Source organism: Blattabacterium cuenoti (assembly GCF_014252115.1).
In the GTDB taxonomy this organism is placed as follows: Bacteria; Bacteroidota; Bacteroidia; order Flavobacteriales; family Blattabacteriaceae; genus Blattabacterium; species Blattabacterium cuenoti_AK.
Map to the genome: position 1 here is coordinate 53,682 of NZ_CP059211.1, position 17,450 is coordinate 71,131.

General features: G+C 24.8%; 15 protein-coding genes. 7 read left to right on the forward strand and 8 right to left on the reverse strand.

The genetic code is table 11. The features are described 5' to 3' along the window. Positions 1 to 40 precede the first annotated feature (40 nt). Entirely contained in the window at positions 41 to 2,785 is a 2,745-nt protein-coding gene (locus tag H0H44_RS00220) for a 2-oxoglutarate dehydrogenase E1 component (RefSeq protein WP_185871683.1), read from the forward strand. 10 nt (positions 2,786 to 2,795) lie between these two features. Next, positions 2,796 to 4,013 (forward strand): 2-oxoglutarate dehydrogenase complex dihydrolipoyllysine-residue succinyltransferase, encoded by a 1,218-nt coding sequence (gene odhB, locus H0H44_RS00225; RefSeq protein WP_185871684.1) that lies wholly within the window; start codon positions 2,796 to 2,798, stop codon positions 4,011 to 4,013. A gap of 11 nt (positions 4,014 to 4,024) precedes the next feature. Here odhB and H0H44_RS00230 read toward each other — a convergent pair whose 3' ends face one another. The 3 genes from H0H44_RS00230 to H0H44_RS00240 are packed head-to-tail and all read right to left on the reverse strand — an operon-like array spanning position 4,025 to position 5,962. Continuing rightward, on the reverse strand, positions 4,025 to 4,585 hold the full coding sequence (locus H0H44_RS00230) for a hypothetical protein (RefSeq protein ID WP_185871685.1): 561 nt from the start codon (positions 4,583 to 4,585) through the stop codon (positions 4,025 to 4,027). Between the two features lie 24 nt (positions 4,586 to 4,609). Next, positions 4,610 to 5,272: an alpha/beta hydrolase gene (locus H0H44_RS00235; RefSeq protein ID WP_185871686.1), complete on the reverse strand. Its 663-nt coding sequence runs from the start codon at positions 5,270 to 5,272 to the stop codon at positions 4,610 to 4,612. A gap of 12 nt (positions 5,273 to 5,284) precedes the next feature. After that, positions 5,285 to 5,962: an ABC transporter ATP-binding protein gene (locus H0H44_RS00240; RefSeq protein WP_185871687.1), complete on the reverse strand. Its 678-nt coding sequence runs from the start codon at positions 5,960 to 5,962 to the stop codon at positions 5,285 to 5,287. 70 nt (positions 5,963 to 6,032) lie between these two features. On the opposite strand from H0H44_RS00240, the gene sucC reads away from it, so the two are divergent. From sucC to H0H44_RS00260, 4 genes are all read left to right on the forward strand, one after another. Then, positions 6,033 to 7,232 carry an ADP-forming succinate--CoA ligase subunit beta gene (sucC, locus tag H0H44_RS00245; protein ID WP_185871688.1) on the forward strand — a complete coding sequence of 400 codons (1,200 nt, stop codon included), beginning with the start codon at positions 6,033 to 6,035 and terminating at the stop codon, positions 7,230 to 7,232. 14 nt (positions 7,233 to 7,246) lie between these two features. After that, positions 7,247 to 8,713, forward strand: coding sequence for an AAA family ATPase (locus H0H44_RS00250; protein ID WP_185871689.1), 1,467 nt, complete (start codon positions 7,247 to 7,249; stop codon positions 8,711 to 8,713). 87 nt (positions 8,714 to 8,800) lie between these two features. Then, positions 8,801 to 10,927 carry an ATP-dependent Clp protease ATP-binding subunit gene (locus H0H44_RS00255; protein WP_185871690.1) on the forward strand — a complete coding sequence of 709 codons (2,127 nt, stop codon included), beginning with the start codon at positions 8,801 to 8,803 and terminating at the stop codon, positions 10,925 to 10,927. Beyond that, entirely contained in the window at positions 10,914 to 11,564 is a 651-nt protein-coding gene (locus H0H44_RS00260; protein WP_185871691.1) for an endonuclease III domain-containing protein, read from the forward strand. Before H0H44_RS00255 ends, H0H44_RS00260 begins: the two co-directional genes overlap by 14 nt. On the opposite strand, the gene H0H44_RS00265 is transcribed toward H0H44_RS00260, so the two are convergent. The 5 genes from H0H44_RS00265 to H0H44_RS00285 are packed head-to-tail and all read right to left on the reverse strand — an operon-like array spanning position 11,553 to position 15,972. Beyond that, entirely contained in the window at positions 11,553 to 11,900 is a 348-nt protein-coding gene (locus tag H0H44_RS00265) for a DUF3127 domain-containing protein (RefSeq protein WP_185871692.1), read from the reverse strand. The two genes, H0H44_RS00260 and H0H44_RS00265, sit on opposite strands and share 12 nt — an antisense overlap. A gap of 20 nt (positions 11,901 to 11,920) precedes the next feature. Beyond that, the gene (locus tag H0H44_RS00270) at positions 11,921 to 12,853 is read right to left on the reverse strand and encodes an SPFH domain-containing protein (RefSeq protein ID WP_185871693.1); all 933 of its coding nucleotides are present in this window, start codon (positions 12,851 to 12,853) and stop codon (positions 11,921 to 11,923) included. Positions 12,854 to 12,865: 12 nt separating this feature from the next. Then, entirely contained in the window at positions 12,866 to 13,183 is a 318-nt protein-coding gene (locus H0H44_RS00275; RefSeq protein WP_185871694.1) for an iron-sulfur cluster assembly protein, read from the reverse strand. Then, positions 13,176 to 14,558 (reverse strand): M16 family metallopeptidase, encoded by a 1,383-nt coding sequence (locus H0H44_RS00280; RefSeq protein ID WP_238786138.1) that lies wholly within the window; start codon positions 14,556 to 14,558, stop codon positions 13,176 to 13,178. Before H0H44_RS00280 ends, H0H44_RS00275 begins: the two co-directional genes overlap by 8 nt. Positions 14,559 to 14,610: 52 nt before the next feature. Then, positions 14,611 to 15,972 (reverse strand): M16 family metallopeptidase, encoded by a 1,362-nt coding sequence (locus tag H0H44_RS00285; protein WP_185871696.1) that lies wholly within the window; start codon positions 15,970 to 15,972, stop codon positions 14,611 to 14,613. Positions 15,973 to 16,083: 111 nt separating this feature from the next. Between H0H44_RS00285 and H0H44_RS00290 the strand changes: the two genes are divergently transcribed. After that, positions 16,084 to 17,433 (forward strand): c-type cytochrome, encoded by a 1,350-nt coding sequence (locus H0H44_RS00290; protein WP_185871697.1) that lies wholly within the window; start codon positions 16,084 to 16,086, stop codon positions 17,431 to 17,433. Positions 17,434 to 17,450 lie beyond the last annotated feature (17 nt).

Consider the following 17,450-nt stretch of genomic DNA (forward strand, 5'->3'; position numbering starts at 1 on the left):
AGAGATTTAAAATGTTTAAATTTGAAGTAAAAAATAGTATATGAATGATAATAGATATTCTTTTCTAAATGCCATTGATTTAAAAGATATAGAATTTCTATATAACAAATTTAAGGAGAACCCTAATTCAGTAGAATCTAGTTGGAGTGCTTTTTTTCATGGATTTGATTTCGGAAAAGAAAACTATAACCATATCATAAAACTAGATGATGATGTTAAATCAAAGAATGATATTTTTAAAAGAGAATTTTTAGTATGTAATTTGATTGACACTTATAGAAAAAGAGGTCACTTTTTTACAAATACAAATCCTATACAAAAGAGAAGAAAACATTCTTATTCTTTAGATTTTAAAAATTTTGGATTATCTGAAAAAGAACTAGATACAGATTTTGAATCTGGAAAATTAATAGGTATAGGAAAAACTTCCTTAAGAAATATAATTAATCATTTAAAAAAAATATATTGTGGATCGATAGGGATCGAATATATGTACATTTCTAATCCTGAAAAAATTCAGTGGATTGAAAAATGGTTTTACAGAGAAAAATTACAATTTTCTCCAGAAGAAAAAAAATTTTTTTTGAAAAAATTAAATGAGGCAATTACATTTGAAAATTTTATTCACACAAAATTTGTAGGGCAAAAAAGATTTTCAATAGAAGGAAATGAATCAACGCTACCTGCATTAGAAGAGATAATAGAATATACGTCTGATAAATATCTCACTGAGGAGTTTATAATTGGAATGTCACATAGAGGTCGTTTAAACATACTTTCCAATTTTTTTCAAAAAAATTATTCTTATATATTTAGCGAATTTCAAGGAAAAGAATACAAAGATAAAACTTTTTCTGGAGATGTTAAATATCATTTAGGATTTTCAAGAATCAGAAAAACTCGTAAAGGTAGATTGGTTAAAATGAATTTAGTACCTAATCCTTCTCATTTAGAATCTGTAGATTCTATTGTAGAAGGAATTACACGAGCTAAAATAGATATTATCTATAATCAAAATAGTAATTCAAAAAAAATTATTCCTATTTTAATTCATGGAGATGCAGCATTATCCTGTCAAGGAATTGTGTATGAAGTACTTCAATTATCTCAATTAAAAGGATATAAAACTGGGGGAACAATTCATATTGTAATTAACAATCAAATAGGATTTACCACAAATTATACTGAAGGACGTTCCAGTATATATTGTACTGACATTGCAAAGATTCTTATGTTACCAGTATTACATGTAAATGCAGATGATATAGAATCAGTTGTTAGAGCTATTTATTTTGCTGTAGATTTTAGAATGCGTTATCATGAAGATGTTTTCATAGATTTATTAGGATATAGAAAATATGGTCATAATGAAGGAGACGAACCTAGATTTACTCAACCTTCTTTATATCAAGCTATATCCAAACATCCTAATTCTTATAATCTGTATAAAACAAAATTAGAAAAAGAAAAAATTATTGATGATAATGATGTAAAAAAGATGGAAAAAGAATATGAAAATATTCTTCATATGAAATATCATGAAACAAATAATATTAAATGGAACGTGTTAAATTCTTTTTTGGAAGAAGAGTGGAAAAATTTTCCTATAGTATCTAAAAATGAAGAACTTTTTAAAAAAGTTGATACACGATTTTCCATGGAAAATATCATAAAAATATCTAATAAAATTTTTTCTCTTCCCAAAAAGAAAAAATTCTTTAAAAAAACAGAATTCATTTTTAGACAGAGATTAGAAATGATAAAAAAAGAGTTGGTGGATTGGAGTATGGCAGAGTTATTAGCTTATGGAACACTTTTATATGAAGGAGTTAATATTCGTTTATCAGGAGAAGATGTTGCCAGAGGAACATTTTCACAACGTCATGCTGTTGTGAAAACAGAAAAAGAAGAAGAAATTATTCTTCTTAATCAAATATGTAAAGAACAAGGAAAAATACAAATTTTTAATTCTCCTCTTTCAGAATATGGAGTCTTAGGATTTGATTATGGATATGCTATGTATTCTCCCCATGTTTTAACTTTATGGGAAGCTCAATTTGGAGATTTTGCAAATGGAGGACAAATCATAATAGATCAATATATTTCTTCTGGAGAAGATAAATGGAAGATTAGAAATGGAATTGTATTGTTATTACCTCATGGATATGAAGGTCAAGGACCGGAACATTCTTCTGCACGTATTGAACGCTATTTACAACTTTGCGCTAAAAATAACTTATTTGTAGTTAACTGTACAAATCCAGCTAACTTTTATCATCTTTTAAGGAGACAGATGAAATTAAAATTTCGAAAACCTCTTATAATTTTTACTCCTAAAAGTTTACTTAGAAATACAAAATGTTTATCTACGATACAAGATCTTTCTACAGGAATATTTCATGAAATATTGGATGATCCTTACGTAAAGGATGTAAACAAAATTACAAAATTAATTTTTTGTTCTGGAAAAATATATTATGAGCTGCTAAATGAAAAAGAATCTATTCAAGATGAAAAAACTGCATTAGTTCGAATCGAGCAAATATATCCATTGAATATGGAAAAAATTGAGAAGATTATAAAAAAATATAAAAATAGAAAAGAAATTTTTTGGGTACAAGAAGAGCCAGAAAATATGGGATTATGGAATTTTATTTTAAGAAAAATAGGTAGTTTTATTTCATTCAATTTAATAGCTCCATCTGAAAGTTCTAGTCCATCTACAGGATCTTATTCCGATTTTTTAAGAATTCAAAATAAAATATTAAAAAAGGCTTTTTTTTAAAATTTAAATTATGATAATACAGGTCAAAGTTCCTTCTCCAGGAGAATCAATTACAGAGGTAGAAGTTTCCTCATGGCTCGTAAAAAATGGAGATTATGTTCATAAAGGTCAAACGATAGCAGAGATAGATTCAGATAAAGCTACTTTGGAAGTGTCTGCAGAAGAAAACGGAATAATTACTTTAATAGCAAAAAAAGGAGAAAGAATACAAGTTGGAAATATTTTATGTATTATTAATACTTCTCAAGATAAAAAAGAAGTAATAAAAAAACATATAAATAAAATTGATCATGAACAAAAAGAATCTTTTTGTAAAAACTCTAAAATCCTTTCTCCAGCTTCAAAAAAAATTTTAAAAGAAAATAATATTTCTGTTGAATCTATTCAAGGAACTGGAAAACATGGTAGAATTACAAAAAAAGATTGTATTTCTTATTTAGAAAAAAATGAAACATCTTTTGTTTCTGATAACATAGATAGATCTATTACAACGTATAGATCTAAAAAAATAACTCCTCTTTCTCTTCTAAGAAGAAAAATATCCGAAAGGTTAGTTGATGCAAAAAATAAAACCGCTTCTCTCACTACATTTAATGAAGTAGACATGTCAGAAATTTTTCTAATTAGAAAAAAATACAAAGATATTTTCAAAAAAAAACATGGAGTCAATTTAGGATTGATGTCTTTTTTTACTATATCCTGTGTTAAAGCATTACAACTTTATCCTGATATCAATGCTACAATTAGGGGACAAGAAAAAATCAATTTTGAATATTATGATATTAGTATAGCCATATCTGGTCCTAAAGGATTAATGGTTCCTGTTATTAGAAATGCAGAACATTTATCATTTCGTGGAATAGAACAAGAAATAAATAAGTTATCAATACGGGTTAAAAATGGAACAATTTCTATAGATGAGATGACAGGTGGCACTTTTACTATTACTAATGGAGGTGTTTTTGGGTCTATGTTATCGACTCCTATTATTAATCCACCACAAAGTGCTATATTAGGTATGCATAAAATTATGGATAGACCTGTAGCAATTAATGGAACTACTGAAATTCGTCCTATCATGTATTTAGCTTTATCTTATGATCATAGAATCATTGATGGAAAAGAATCCGTAGGATTTTTAGTCTCTATTAAAGAATTTATAGAAAATCCAATAAAATTTTTGATAGGAGGAAATGAAAAAGATATTTATAAAAAACTAGAATTATAAACTCTATAGAATTAAAATTTCCTCCTTACATAAGGATTAGGTTTGTTTATATTTCCTGTATTTATTTTTTTCATTTTCATTTTTATAGTTTTAATTTGGTTTTGTAGTAAACCAGAAACATCCATTTTTTTTGCTTCTAATAGTAAAAGTTCTGCTCTTTTCTTATTTCCTTTTGATAAAGATGCTATTGCCAAATTCAGTTTGGCAATAGCTATATTTTGATTAAATTTTAACCCTAAATCTAGAGCTTTTTTCATATAATTCTCAGATTTAAAAATATTGTTTTCGGAATATAAAATTCCGTTTAAGAAATAATAATAAGCTATCTGATTTTTAGTCAATTGTGATTTTGGATTTTTAATATATCTCAAATATTTTTTTAATCCTTTCATATCCTTATTTCTTATTTTAAAAAAAGATAATAACAAAAATTCGTTTCTAAAAATCAGGAAAATAGGAATTAAGCTTAATAAGAGTAAAATACATCCAAATAAATAATTTTTTTTAAAAAACAAAAAAATAGATCCCAATAAAATAAATATGAAAAACCCTATTTTTGAATATTTATTCATGATTCAAATTTTTTTGAATTAATGTTAAATACAAACATGTTTTTTTTTAATCCAATTGATCAAATCTTGATAATTTAGATCACATAAAGTATGACCAGTTTCATACTCTTTATAAAAGAAAGAAAGTATTTTTTTTTTCTTCAAAAATTTTAATCCTCTTTTTACCCAATTTATAGGAATTATAGTATCATATTTTCCATGAGATATAAAAAACTCTAAATCGTTAAAATGATTGATTTTTTCTGTCAAAAGACTATTTTCTAAATATCCACTTAATGCTATTATTTTTTTTATTTTATCATAATTTTTTAATGCAATAGCATAGCTTAAAATAGCTCCTTGACTAAAACCACATATCCATACTGGTTTTTCTTTTAATTTATACTCTTTTATAGCCTCATGTATAAAGAATGATATTTTATCAACAGTTTTTTTAGCCTGTATGATATTAATAAATTTCTTTTCATTTTGAAAATCTATATCATACCAAGAATACTTATCTATTCCAATAGAATAGAAACCTTGAATACTAATTATAAAAAAATTTTTGGGAAGATCTTCTTTTAAAGAAAAAAGATCCCTTTCATTACTACCATATCCATGAATCATTAAAAAAAGAATATTTTCATTTCCACTCGTAGTTTTTTTTATAATGTGTTTTATAGAAAGTTGATTTTTTAAAAGCATAAAATATTTTTATTAATCCATATTATGTATTACTCCATTTTTTATTTTTAGTTTTTTATCAGCCATATTTGCTAATTTTAGATTATGAGTTACAATTAAAAAAGTTTGTTTAAACTTACGGTTAAGTAAAGAAAAAAAATTATGCAATTCTTTTGCATTTTGTATATCTAAATTACCGGAAGGTTCATCCGCAAAAATGATTTTTGGATCATTGATTAATGCCCTGGCTACAGATACTTTCTGTTTTTGTCCTCCAGATAATTCTTCTATTTTTGAATTTTCATATTTAGATAGTTTAAATTGATTTAATAAATTTATAGCTTTTTCTTTTACATATTTTTTTTTCTTTTTTTTATTTATAAAACCTGGTAAACAAATATTTTCTAATACAGTAAATTCAGGAAGAAGTTGAGGAGTTTGAAATATAAATCCTATTATTTGATTTCTTAAAATAGAAAGTTTTTCATCTGTAAGAGATAATATCTCTTCTTTATTTATTTTTATACTAGTTTCTATTTTTTTTCTTACAGTTGGTTTTTCTAAAGTTCCTAAGATGTGTAGTAAAGTGCTTTTTCCTGCTCCAGATTCTCCTAAAATACACACCATAGTTCCCTCCTTTATTCTTAAAGACACTCCTTTTAAAATTTCATCTTTTCCAAAATATTTGTAAATATTTTTAGCCTGAATCATTTTTTCGTAAATTTAAAATTCTTCTTTATTTTTTAGTTTAAATTTACTTTAAAAATAAAATTATTTTCTAATGAATTTACATGAATACCAAGGAAGAGAAATATTGAATTCTTTTTCAATTCAAGTTCCTGATGGAATGTTAGCTACTTCTCCTGAAGAAGCAGTGAAAGTTGCTAATATTCTTTTTAAAAGAACTAGAAAAAATTCTTTAGTTATTAAAGCTCAAATTAATGCTGGAGGACGAGGAAAAGCAGGTGGTATTCAAATAGTAAAAAATTTGGATGAAGTTTATGAGAAGTCAAAAAATATTTTAGGAAAATTTTTGATAACACCTCAAACTTCCAAAAAAGGAGAATTAGTTAGAAAAATTTTGTTGTCTGAAGACGTTTATTATTCAGAACCCACTTCAACAGTAGAATATTATTTGTCAATATTACTGAATCGTGAGATAGAAAAAAATATGATTCTTTATTCTAAGGAAGGTGGAATAAATATAGAATATTTGTCAAAGACAAATCCAAATAAAATACATACAGAAATAATAGATCCAATATTGGGTCTCCAATTATTTCAAACAAGAAAAATTGGATTGAATTTAGGAATTCATAATAGTGATATTTTAAAAAAGTTTAGTATTTTTTTATTTTCACTTTATAAAACCTATATAAATTGTGATGCATTATTATTAGAAATTAATCCTTTAATAAAAACATTTGATCAAAAATTTATACCAGTTGATGTAAAAATTATTTTGGATGATAATGCTTTCTTTCGTCATAAAGAATATGAATCTCTAAATGAGAGAGATGATATTAATACAATTGAGAAAGAGGCAACTGAAGCAAGATTAAATTTTTTAAAATTGGAAGGAAATGTAGGATGTATGGTAAATGGAGCTGGATTAGCAATGGCAACTATGGATATGATTAAACTTTGTGGAGGAATTCCTGCTAATTTTCTAGATATTGGAGGTTCTGCTGATCAGAAACGTGTAGAAAAAGCTTTTTATATAATATTAAAAGATAAATCCGTAAAAACAATATTAATCAACATATTTGGTGGAATTGTACGTTGTGATACAGTTGCAGAAGGAATCATAAGTTCTTATTCAAAAATTTATCAGAAAATAAAAATTCCTGTAGTTGTTCGTTTACAAGGAACAAATGAGGAAATAGCGAAAAAATTGATTAGAGATAGTTTATTACCTATTTATTCAACTGATACTTTGAAAGAAGCGGCTAATAAAATTCAAAAAATATTACACATTTAATCTAAAATTTCTATATGAAAAAAGTTTTTCCTGTATTATCTGATAAATATAAACCATTAAAATGGAATGAAGTAATAGGACAACAGGATGCAATTTTTATTTTAAAAAAAGCAATACAAGAAAATCGTTTATCTAAAATTTTATTTTTTTTTGGTCCAGAAGGGGTTGGAAAAAATACATGTGCACAAATTTTATCAAATGAATTAAATTCTTTTTCAGAATTAAAAGATTTTTTTTTAAATAAGTTTGAGATTAATGGACTTTTTAATAATTCATTAGAACATATTTGTAAAATAATCAACCGAGTCCGTTCTCTTCCTAAAACAGGAAAGTATAATACATTTATCATTAATAATTTACATTTATTTCCTCAAACTATTTTTTATTTATTTTTAAAATTTATAGAAGAAAGACATACGCATGTATTATTTATTTTTTGTGCAACAGAAGAAAAAAAAGCACCGAAATTTATTTTGTCACGTTGTCAAGTTTATGAATTTAAAAGTATTTCCACAAAAGAAATTTTTTTACACTTGAAAATGATCTCTGAAAAAGAAAATATAGTAATAGAAAATGAAGCATTATTGATTTTATCCAAACATGTAAAAGGATCTGTTAAAAAAGCTCTTTATTTGTTAGATAAAATAATTTTATATAATGGGAGTGAATTTAAAATATCTAAAGAATTTATAATGAAAAGATTGAGAATTATTAATATAAAATATTATTTTAAAATAATAGATTATCTTTTAGATAAAAAAATACATAAAATATTCATTCTGTTGGATCAAATTTCACAATCTAAAATTGATTATTATAATTTAATGATAGGATTAATTAAACATTTTAGAAATTTATTTCTATCTAAAAATTATGAAACAATTCCTATTTTGAAATATAAAAAGGATATAATATTTTCTTATATTGAACAATCAAAAAAAATATCTTATTTCTTATTAATGAATGCTTTGAATATTTGTTTAAAATTAAAAACAGAGTATGAAAAATTAAATCAGAATTATAGATTAACTATTGAAATTTATTTAATACAATTAGCATATTTATTTTATTCTCATGAAAATAAAAATTCTTTTTTAGTAGAGGAAGAAAAAAAAAATGAAAAACTCCATCAAGAAAAAAATGAAAAAATTCAATTTTTACAAAAAAATTGGATAATTTTCATTCAAAAATTTTATGAAAAAATAAATCCTGTTTATTTATATTTTTTAAAAAATGAAATACAATTTAAAATAGAAAAAAACAAAATTTTTTTCGTTATTCCATCTAAACTAGGAAATCATAGTTTTTTCTTAATTCAAATTTTGAAATATTTTAAATATAAATTTAATAATCCACATTTAGAATTTGAAATAATAAAAAAAAATTCAGATATAATAGAACAATACAATCTTTTATATCAAAAAAATAAATTAATAGAAACATTAATAGAACGGTTTAATTTAAAAATTTCCTCACTATGAAATTGGAATAAAAAATAATAAATAAAGGTATTTCATCTATTTTTGATATTTTTATATGTATTTTCTTTTTTTTAATGGTTTTAACTTATGATTTATCATTATCATTATTCGTCAAGCAATAAAAAAAAACTTTTTTTTTCTTCTGCTTATTCAGATGAAGATATCGAAAATGAAGGTTCTTCTTCTTACGGATCTGGAGGAAGTGGAACAGGTTCTGGATATTATGGAGGTATAAAAAGTAAAACTCCGGTTTTGGATAATTTCGGAAGAGATCTAAATTCTGTAGCTATGGAAGGTAAACTAGATCCAGTAGTAGGTAGAGATAAAGAAGTTGAACGTGTATCTCAAATATTGAGTAGAAGAAAAAAAAATAACCCTCTTCTTATAGGAGAACCTGGTGTCGGAAAATCTGCTATTGTTGAAGGATTAGCATTACGTATTGTACAAAAAAAAGTTTCTAGAGTATTATATAATAAAAGAGTCGTACTACTAGATTTAGCAAGTTTAGTTGCTGGAACTAAGTATAGAGGTCAATTTGAGGAAAGAATGAAAGCTATTATAAATGAATCAGAAAAAAATTCAGGATTAATTCTTTTTATCGATGAGATTCACACTCTGATTGGAGCAGGAGGAACTACAGGTTCACTAGATGCTTCAAACATATTCAAACCTGCATTAGCAAGAGGTGATATCCAATGTATTGGAGCTACTACATTAAATGAGTATAGACAATATATAGAAAAAGATGGTGCATTAGAAAGAAGATTTCAAAAAATTATTGTGCAACCCTCTTCTGAAAAGGAAACTATAGAAATTTTAAAAAGAATAAAAGGAAAATATGAGAGTCATCATAATGTTATTTATACAGATGAAGCTATAAAATCTTGTGTATCTCTTACTGTAAAATATATTGTAGATCGATTTTTACCAGATAAAGCGATTGATGCATTAGATGAATCCGGATCCCGTGTTCATATTAAAAATATAAAAGTTCCACAAGAAATAGTTCTTTTAGAAAAAGAATTAGAAAGTATTAGAAAAGAGAAATCTAAAGTTGTCAAGAGTCAGAAATATGAAGAAGCAGCACATTTACGTGATACAGAAAAACGTATAGAAAAACGATTAATAGAAGCACAAAAAAATTGGGAGGAATCTTCTAAAAAAAATAAAGAAATTGTTTCCGAAGAAAATGTTGAAGAAGTGGTATCTATGATGAGTGGAATTCCGGTAAATAAAATAGCTCAAGCTGAAATGAAAAAATTGAGCAAAATGATAGATACATTAAAAGAAAAGATAATCGGACAGGATGAAGCTGTAGAAAAAATAGTAAAAGCAGTTCAAAGAAATAGAACTGGCTTAAAAGATCCTAATACTCCTATAGGTTCTTTTATTTTTTTAGGACAAACAGGAGTAGGAAAAACTTTCCTAGCAAAAATTTTTGCTAAAGAATTATTTGATTCAGAAGAATCACTAGTTCGTATAGACATGAGTGAGTATATGGAAAAATTTTCTGTATCTAGATTAATAGGAGCTCCTCCAGGTTATGTAGGTTATGAGGAGGGAGGACAATTAACGGAAATTATACGCCGTAGGCCTTATTCTGTTATATTACTAGATGAAATAGAAAAAGCACATCATGATGTTTTTAATATTCTATTGCAAATATTAGATTATGGATGTGTTACAGATAGTATTGGAAGAAAAATAAATTTTAAAAACACCGTAATAATTTTTACATCAAATACAGGAACACAACAATTAAAAGAATTTGGTAAAGGTATTGGATTTCAAACTAAAGCTAGAAAATCAAGTAATTACATTAAAAATATATTAGAAAAATCTTTAAATCGAACCTTTTCTCCTGAATTCCTAAATAGAATAGATGATGTTATTATTTTTAATTCTCTTACAAAAGAAGATATATCGAAAATAACTTATATTGAATTAAAAAAAACAATTCTTCATGTATTCAACTTAGGTTATGAATTGGAACTACATCCTAAAGTAATATATTTTATTCAAAAAAAAGGATTCGATCAAAAATATGGAGCACGTCCTTTGAAAAGAGCAATGGAAAAATTTATAAAAAATCCTATATCAGAATACATAATTAGTGAAAAATTAAAAAAAGGAGATAAAATTTTATTGAGAATGAATAAAAATAATGATAATGTAGAAGTATCAATTCATAAAAAAAAAAATGAAAAGAAATGATTTTTTTTCAAGAAAAATAAAAATTATCGAAAAAACATTGGATTTATTATATCCTAATCCAAATAATACTCTTTACTATATCAACGAATACACTCTACTAATATCCATAATATTAACCGCTAGAAGTAAAGAAAAAAAAGTAAATGAAATAACAAAAGTTTTATTTAGAAAAATACGTACTCCTATGGATACAATTTATCTTTCCATTGAAAATATAAAAAATATAATAAAAAATATAGGACTTTATAATATAAAATCTAAAAATATTTATGACTTATCCGTTATTTTAATAAATAAATATCATGGAGTTATTCCTAAAGATATTTCTATTTTAGAATCTTTACCTGGAGTAGGACATAAAACAGCTTCTGTTTTTTTATCTCATGTATCTAATAAATATGTATTTCCCGTGGATACACATATTCATAGGATGATGTTTCGTTGGAAATTGAGTAATGGAAAAAATGTGAAACAAACAGAACAAGATGCAAAACGTCTTTTTAAAAAAAAAAACTGGAAGAAACTTCATTTTCAAATTATTTCTTATGCTAAAGAATATTCTCCATCCCAAAAATGGGATTTAAAAAAAGATATTATCTATCAAAAACTATTGTTCAATAATTTATTAAAAAGGTAAATCATCAAAATCATCAGACGATAAAGAACTAGGTGTAATTGGAGGTTTATTTGAAGTTTCTGTAGAATAATGTTCTATTTTCCATCCTTGAATGGAATTAAAATATCTAACAATACCTTCGGTATTTGTCCATTCTCTTCCTCGAATATTGATAAAAATTTTTATTTTATCTTTTGGCTTTATATTTTTCAATAAATCCACTTTATCTTGAATAAATTCAACTAATATATTTTGAGGATATGGTTCTTCAGTGGTAAGAACAATTTCTCTTTTTTGAAATCCACTATCAAATTTTTGAATATTAAATAGTTTTTTAACTATCCCTGTGATTTCCATGAAAATTAAAATTTATTTTTTTACTTTTTATTGTTATTCTTTTTTTTAAGAGTTTCTCCAATTTGATTAGAAATATTAAATGAAGTAATCATGTTATTTAACATTTCATTAGCTGATCCTGGTGAATTTGGTAATAAAATTAAATTAGTATTTCCACTTTCTCCCATAGATTGTAAAGTATCATAATGTTGGGTAACAACAATCAAAGCAGAAGCTTCTTGTGAATTAATTCCTACATTATTTAATACTTCTACTGATTCTAAAATTCCTCTAGCTATTTCTCTACGTTGATCTGCTGTTCCTTTTCCTTGTAACTTTTTACTTTCAGCTTCTGCTTTTGCTTTAGCTACAATTTTTATTCTATCAGCTTCTGCTTTATACTCTGCAGCAACTTTTTCCCTTTCAGCTGTATTAATACGATTCATCGCTTGTTTTACTTGTTCATCTGGGTCCAGATCTGTAACTAATGCTTTAATTATGGAATATCCATAATCTAACATAGAACCTTCCAATTCTCCTTTAACAGCAATAGCAATATGGTCTTTCCGTTCAAAAACATCATCTAATCTCATTTTTGGTACTTCCGCTCTAACAACATCAAATATATAAGAAGTGATTTGAGCATGAGAATTATCTAATTTGTAGAAAGCTTCATAAACTTTATCTTCTATAACTTTGAATTGAACTGATACCTTTACTTTCACAAATACATTATCTTTTGTTTTTGTATCTACTAATACATCTAACTGTTGAATTTTTAATGTAAGTTTTCCTACAATATTATCTATAATAGGAAGCTTAAAATTCAATCCAGCATAACAAACACTATGAAATTTACCCATTCTTTCAAGGATGGCTGTGGTCTCTTGATTTACTATAAAAACAAAGCTAGAAAAAAAAGAAAAAATTAAAAGTGCTAAAATTATATAAAATAGCAAACTGAAAATACTCATATTCAAAAAAATTTATAATAAACCCAATTCTAAACGTGCTTCTTCACTCATAAATTCCTTACTCCAAGGTGGATCAAATGTCAAAATTACATTTACTTTTTCTATTTCTCTTATAGATTGTACTTTTTCTTTAACTAATAAAGGTAAACTTTCCGCTATTGGACAGTTAGGTGAAGTTAAAGTCATTACTATTTTTACTTGATTTTTTTTGAAAATTTTAATATCATAAATCAAACCCAATTCATAAATATCTACCGAAATTTCTGGGTCATATATATTTTTTAATATAGAAATAATATGATCCTCTAAAAGATTATATTTATTATTCATCTTTATTTATTAAGGATCCAAATTGGTCAAAATAACGAATAGGATAACCTAATTTTTTTAGATTAGGCAATATGTCACTAGCTTTTCCAATAATTATAATCCTTCCATTTTTTGGAAAAAAAAATTTCCGGCATGATTGATGAACATCACCTATCTTAACTGATTCGATTTTATTTAAATAATTTTTATAAAATCCGTCTGGAAGATTATTTTTCAATTCACATATAAAAAGATCACTAATCCTATTGGGATCTTCAAAATCAAGAATGAACTGACCACTTATTTCTTTTTTCTTTATTTTCAATTCTTCCAAAGAAATTTTTTTTGCAGTAGTTATTTCCTTAATTTCTTTTATAATATCTTTTATAGCTTTTTCTGTTACTTCATTTCTTACTTGGGTATAAACTGAAAAATAACCAATATTTTTATCTGATTTTAATATAGAATAAGCTCCATATGTATAAGCTTTTTTCTCTCTAAGATTTAAAAATAAACGACTTTGAGGTCCTCCTCCTAAAATACCGTTTGCTAATATAGAAGGAAAATATTCAGAATCATTTTTCCTCAAAGATACCGGTCCTCCAAAACAAATTGTAGATTGGCTTAAAGAAGGAACATCAACAATATCTATTTCTATTTCGGATGTAATCATATATTCTTTAGTAACAAGATCATCTGTGTATGATTTTTTTTCCCATTTAGAAAAATAAATGTTACATAATTTTTCTGCTTCTTTTTGAGATATATCTCCAATAAAAGAAAGATAGGATATGTTGGGTACATAATACTTTTCGTACAGTTTTTTTATATCATGAAGAGTGATATTTTTAATCGTATCATAAGTTTCATATTCTCCATAAGGATGACTTTTTCCGAAATATAAAATATTTCGGACTCTTTGTAAAATAGAATTTGGATCCTTTTCTGCAAGATTAATATCTATAATTCTTTGTTTAATTATTTTATCTAATTCTTTAGAATTATCAAATTTACTATTCATTAAAATATCACTCATTATAGATACAGATTTACTTAAATACTTTTTCATAGTAAAAATAGATACTTCAGAAAAAGAAGTATATAAACTACATCCCATATAATCAATAATCTCATCTAATTCTTCTTTAGTGCGATTTTTCGTACCGGAACGAAGCATCTGACCTAAAATTTTTTTTATTCCCGCCTTATCTTTCTCTAAAGACGGGTTACAATCTAATTCTAATCCAACTCTGACTAAAGGAAGTTTATGGTTTTCTACAATTATAACTTTTAAACCATTTTTCATTTGAAAAAATTTAGGTTTCTCTATATTTATTGTAGTTTTTCTTTTAAGAGATATAGGTGGCTTATTTCGATTAAATGTATGAGCAAACATAATTGTTGTATGAAAAAAAATTATTAGAATAAAAACAAATCTTATAAAAAATTTATTTATTTGTGTTATTTTTATTTGGAACATTATATAAACGAACTCTACTATTTTTATTTAAATATTTGTTAGCAATTTTTTTTATATCTTCTATAGATATTTTTTTATATCTTTCTATATCAGTATTAATCAAATCTGCATTATGGTAATATAAATAATAATGAGATAAATTTTCTGTTATTCCACTCATAGAATAATTATCGGAAATAAATTTTTTTTCGAAATAATTAATTTGTTTTTCCAATTCATATTTTGTAATTCCTTTTTCCTTTAAAAGATCTATTTCCTCATCAATTATTTTTGTCAATTGATCTAATGTGATTCCAGGATTAATTAATCCATATATAATGAAAATACCATAGTCCTCCATTGTATCTAAAAATGAACCAGCATAGGAAGCCATTTGTTTTGTATTCACAATACTTTTCATAATACGAGAACTTTCTCCAGATGATAATACATGATCAATAATTTTTAATACATAAGAATCTTGGTTTGTTAAATTGGGAATTCTATATGATAAAAATACTCCAGGAACTTTAGTGTTTTTATCTACATAAGTGGAAAATATTTCTTTTTTTATCGGATCTTCTTCTATTTTTTTCATTCTAAAATTCCTATTTCCTTTAGGAATAGATGCAAAATAATTTTTAATTAATTTTCTAGCTTCATTCATATCAAAATCACCTGATACAACTAAAACAGCATTATTTGGAACATAATAAGTTTTATAAAATTCTTTGTAATCTTTTTCTGAAGCAGTATTTAAATCATTATCAAATCCAATAATTGGATATTTATATGGATGTTTTTTAAACAATAAAGAAGGAATAATTTCTGATATAGCTTTTGTGTATGGTTGATTTTCTATACGCATTTTTTTTTCTTCTTTTACTACTTCTCTTTGTGTATTAATACTCGTCTTATCAACTTTAGCATGAAGCATTCTTTCCGATTCTAACCACAAAGCTAATGGAAGACGATCAGATGGTAATACTTCGTAATAACAAGTCTCATCATAATTTGTATATGCATTGTTTTTTCCTCCATTAGAAGCTATATATTTAAAATATTCTCCCCTTTTTATATTTTTAGATCCTTCAAACATAAGATGTTCGAAAAAATGAGCAAACCCTGATTTTCCAGGAGTTTCGTTTTTACTTCCTACATGATACAGTACGGAAATAGAAACCAAAGGGTTCGTGTGATCTTGATGCAGAATAACATGTAAACCATTTGATAGTTTTTCTTCAAAAAATTTAATTTTATACGATTTTTTTAAATGATTAAAATCACTGGATTCTAAATGATTAATTATCATAATTGCTAACATTAAGAAAAAAAAATAAAACCTATTCATGGAACAAAGTTAGAAGAAAAAAGAAATTTACGATTTTTTTTTTCCAAAAAATGGAATTTTTTTCTTTTATTTTTGTCTATGTAAAAAATATTATGAATCTATTTTACGAGTATGAGAAAAATTTCGTTTTTTATTTTCATTTTTTCTCTTTTTTTCTTCTTTTTTAAAGAAGATAAATTAAAAGCTTCTGATATTATTGTAGGAGACATCGAAAATGGAATTAATCTTTTTAAAAAAAATTGCACAGCATGTCATTCTATAGAATTAAAGAAAAAAATGATAGGACCTGCTCTATACGGAATAACTGAAAAAAGAAGTCGAAAATGGTTACATCAATGGATTAAAGATAATAAATCTTTAAGAGAAAATGGAGATAAAGAAGCTATAAAAATTTATAAAGAATATGGAAATATAGAAATGAATTCTTTTTCTCAATTTTCCGAAAAACAAATAGATGATATATTATCTTTTATTGCAGAAAACCCAGATTTAAGAAAAAAAAAAGAAAATCAAAATCATGAAATAAATAAAACCGATGAAATAAATGAAAATAATAAAGAAGAAAAAAATTTTTTAGTCAAATTAATTATTTTTTATTTTGGGATTTTATCTATAATTCTATTTTGGATTTTGTATAGAATCCAAATTCTAGTTAGACTAAATAAAAAAAATGAAGGAGAAATAAAAATTTCTTTTTTTACTAAACTCTCTTTAAGAATAAATATTTTATACAGAAAAATACTAGAAAATAATAAAAGAAAGTGGTTCTTATGTTTTTGTTTTACAGGTTTTTTTTTGTTATTTGGAATATATGAAATTTGGTATTTTTTAATGAAAATAGATGTTAATAAAGGTTATAAACCTATACAACCTATTTATTTTTCTCATAAAATTCATTCTGAAATTAACAAAATTGATTGTCAATACTGTCATTCTTCTGCAAAATATAGTAAAATATCTGGAATTCCTTCAGTTAATGTTTGTATGAATTGTCATATTACTATTCATGAATATAACGGGGATTATTTAGAAAAAGGAAAAAGTAGACATGAATACAATCAAGAAATACAAAAAATATATCAGGCTGTAGGATGGAATCCGGAAACAAGAAAATATTCTAGAAAAACCCAACCCATTCAGTGGGTACGTATTCATAATATGCCAGATTTTGTCTATTTTGATCATTCTCAACATATCATAACAGGTGAAAAGACAATTAAAAAATTGAAAAAAGTAAGTACAGTCTGTAATGCATGTCATGGAGAAGTTCAAAAAATGGATACAATAGAAATGTCTAATGATTTTACTATGGAATGGTGTATATCTTGTCATAAAAACGTAGAAATAGATAATAGTAATCGATATTATAAAGAATATTTTCCAAAAAAAAACACAAATAATAAAAACAAAATAACTTTGGATATGATTGGGGGAACAGAATGCGCTAAATGTCATTATTAATGAAGAAAATAAAATGG

Bases quoted from the DNA above. Each gene is read 5' to 3' on its own strand.
- H0H44_RS00265 (WP_185871692.1), bottom strand. From the start codon at position 11,900: ATGGAAATCACAGGGATAGTTAAAAAACTATTTAATATTCAAAAATTT.
- H0H44_RS00230 (WP_185871685.1), bottom strand. From the start codon at position 4,585: ATGAATAAATATTCAAAAATAGGGTTTTTCATATTTATTTTATTGGGA.
- H0H44_RS00270 (WP_185871693.1), bottom strand. From the start codon at position 12,853: ATGAGTATTTTCAGTTTGCTATTTTATATAATTTTAGCACTTTTAATT.
- H0H44_RS00240 (WP_185871687.1), bottom strand. From the start codon at position 5,962: ATGATTCAGGCTAAAAATATTTACAAATATTTTGGAAAAGATGAAATT.
- H0H44_RS00260 (WP_185871691.1), top strand. From the start codon at position 10,914: ATGAAAAGAAATGATTTTTTTTCAAGAAAAATAAAAATTATCGAAAAA.
- H0H44_RS00255 (WP_185871690.1), top strand. From the start codon at position 8,801: ATGATTTATCATTATCATTATTCGTCAAGCAATAAAAAAAAACTTTTT.
- sucC (WP_185871688.1), top strand. From the start codon at position 6,033: ATGAATTTACATGAATACCAAGGAAGAGAAATATTGAATTCTTTTTCA.
- odhB (WP_185871684.1), top strand. From the start codon at position 2,796: ATGATAATACAGGTCAAAGTTCCTTCTCCAGGAGAATCAATTACAGAG.
- H0H44_RS00280 (WP_238786138.1), bottom strand. From the start codon at position 14,558: ATGTTTGCTCATACATTTAATCGAAATAAGCCACCTATATCTCTTAAA.
- H0H44_RS00250 (WP_185871689.1), top strand. From the start codon at position 7,247: ATGAAAAAAGTTTTTCCTGTATTATCTGATAAATATAAACCATTAAAA.
- H0H44_RS00220 (WP_185871683.1), top strand. From the start codon at position 41: ATGAATGATAATAGATATTCTTTTCTAAATGCCATTGATTTAAAAGAT.
- H0H44_RS00285 (WP_185871696.1), bottom strand. From the start codon at position 15,972: ATGAATAGGTTTTATTTTTTTTTCTTAATGTTAGCAATTATGATAATT.
- H0H44_RS00290 (WP_185871697.1), top strand. From the start codon at position 16,084: ATGAGAAAAATTTCGTTTTTTATTTTCATTTTTTCTCTTTTTTTCTTC.
- H0H44_RS00235 (WP_185871686.1), bottom strand. From the start codon at position 5,272: ATGCTTTTAAAAAATCAACTTTCTATAAAACACATTATAAAAAAAACT.
- H0H44_RS00275 (WP_185871694.1), bottom strand. From the start codon at position 13,183: ATGAATAATAAATATAATCTTTTAGAGGATCATATTATTTCTATATTA.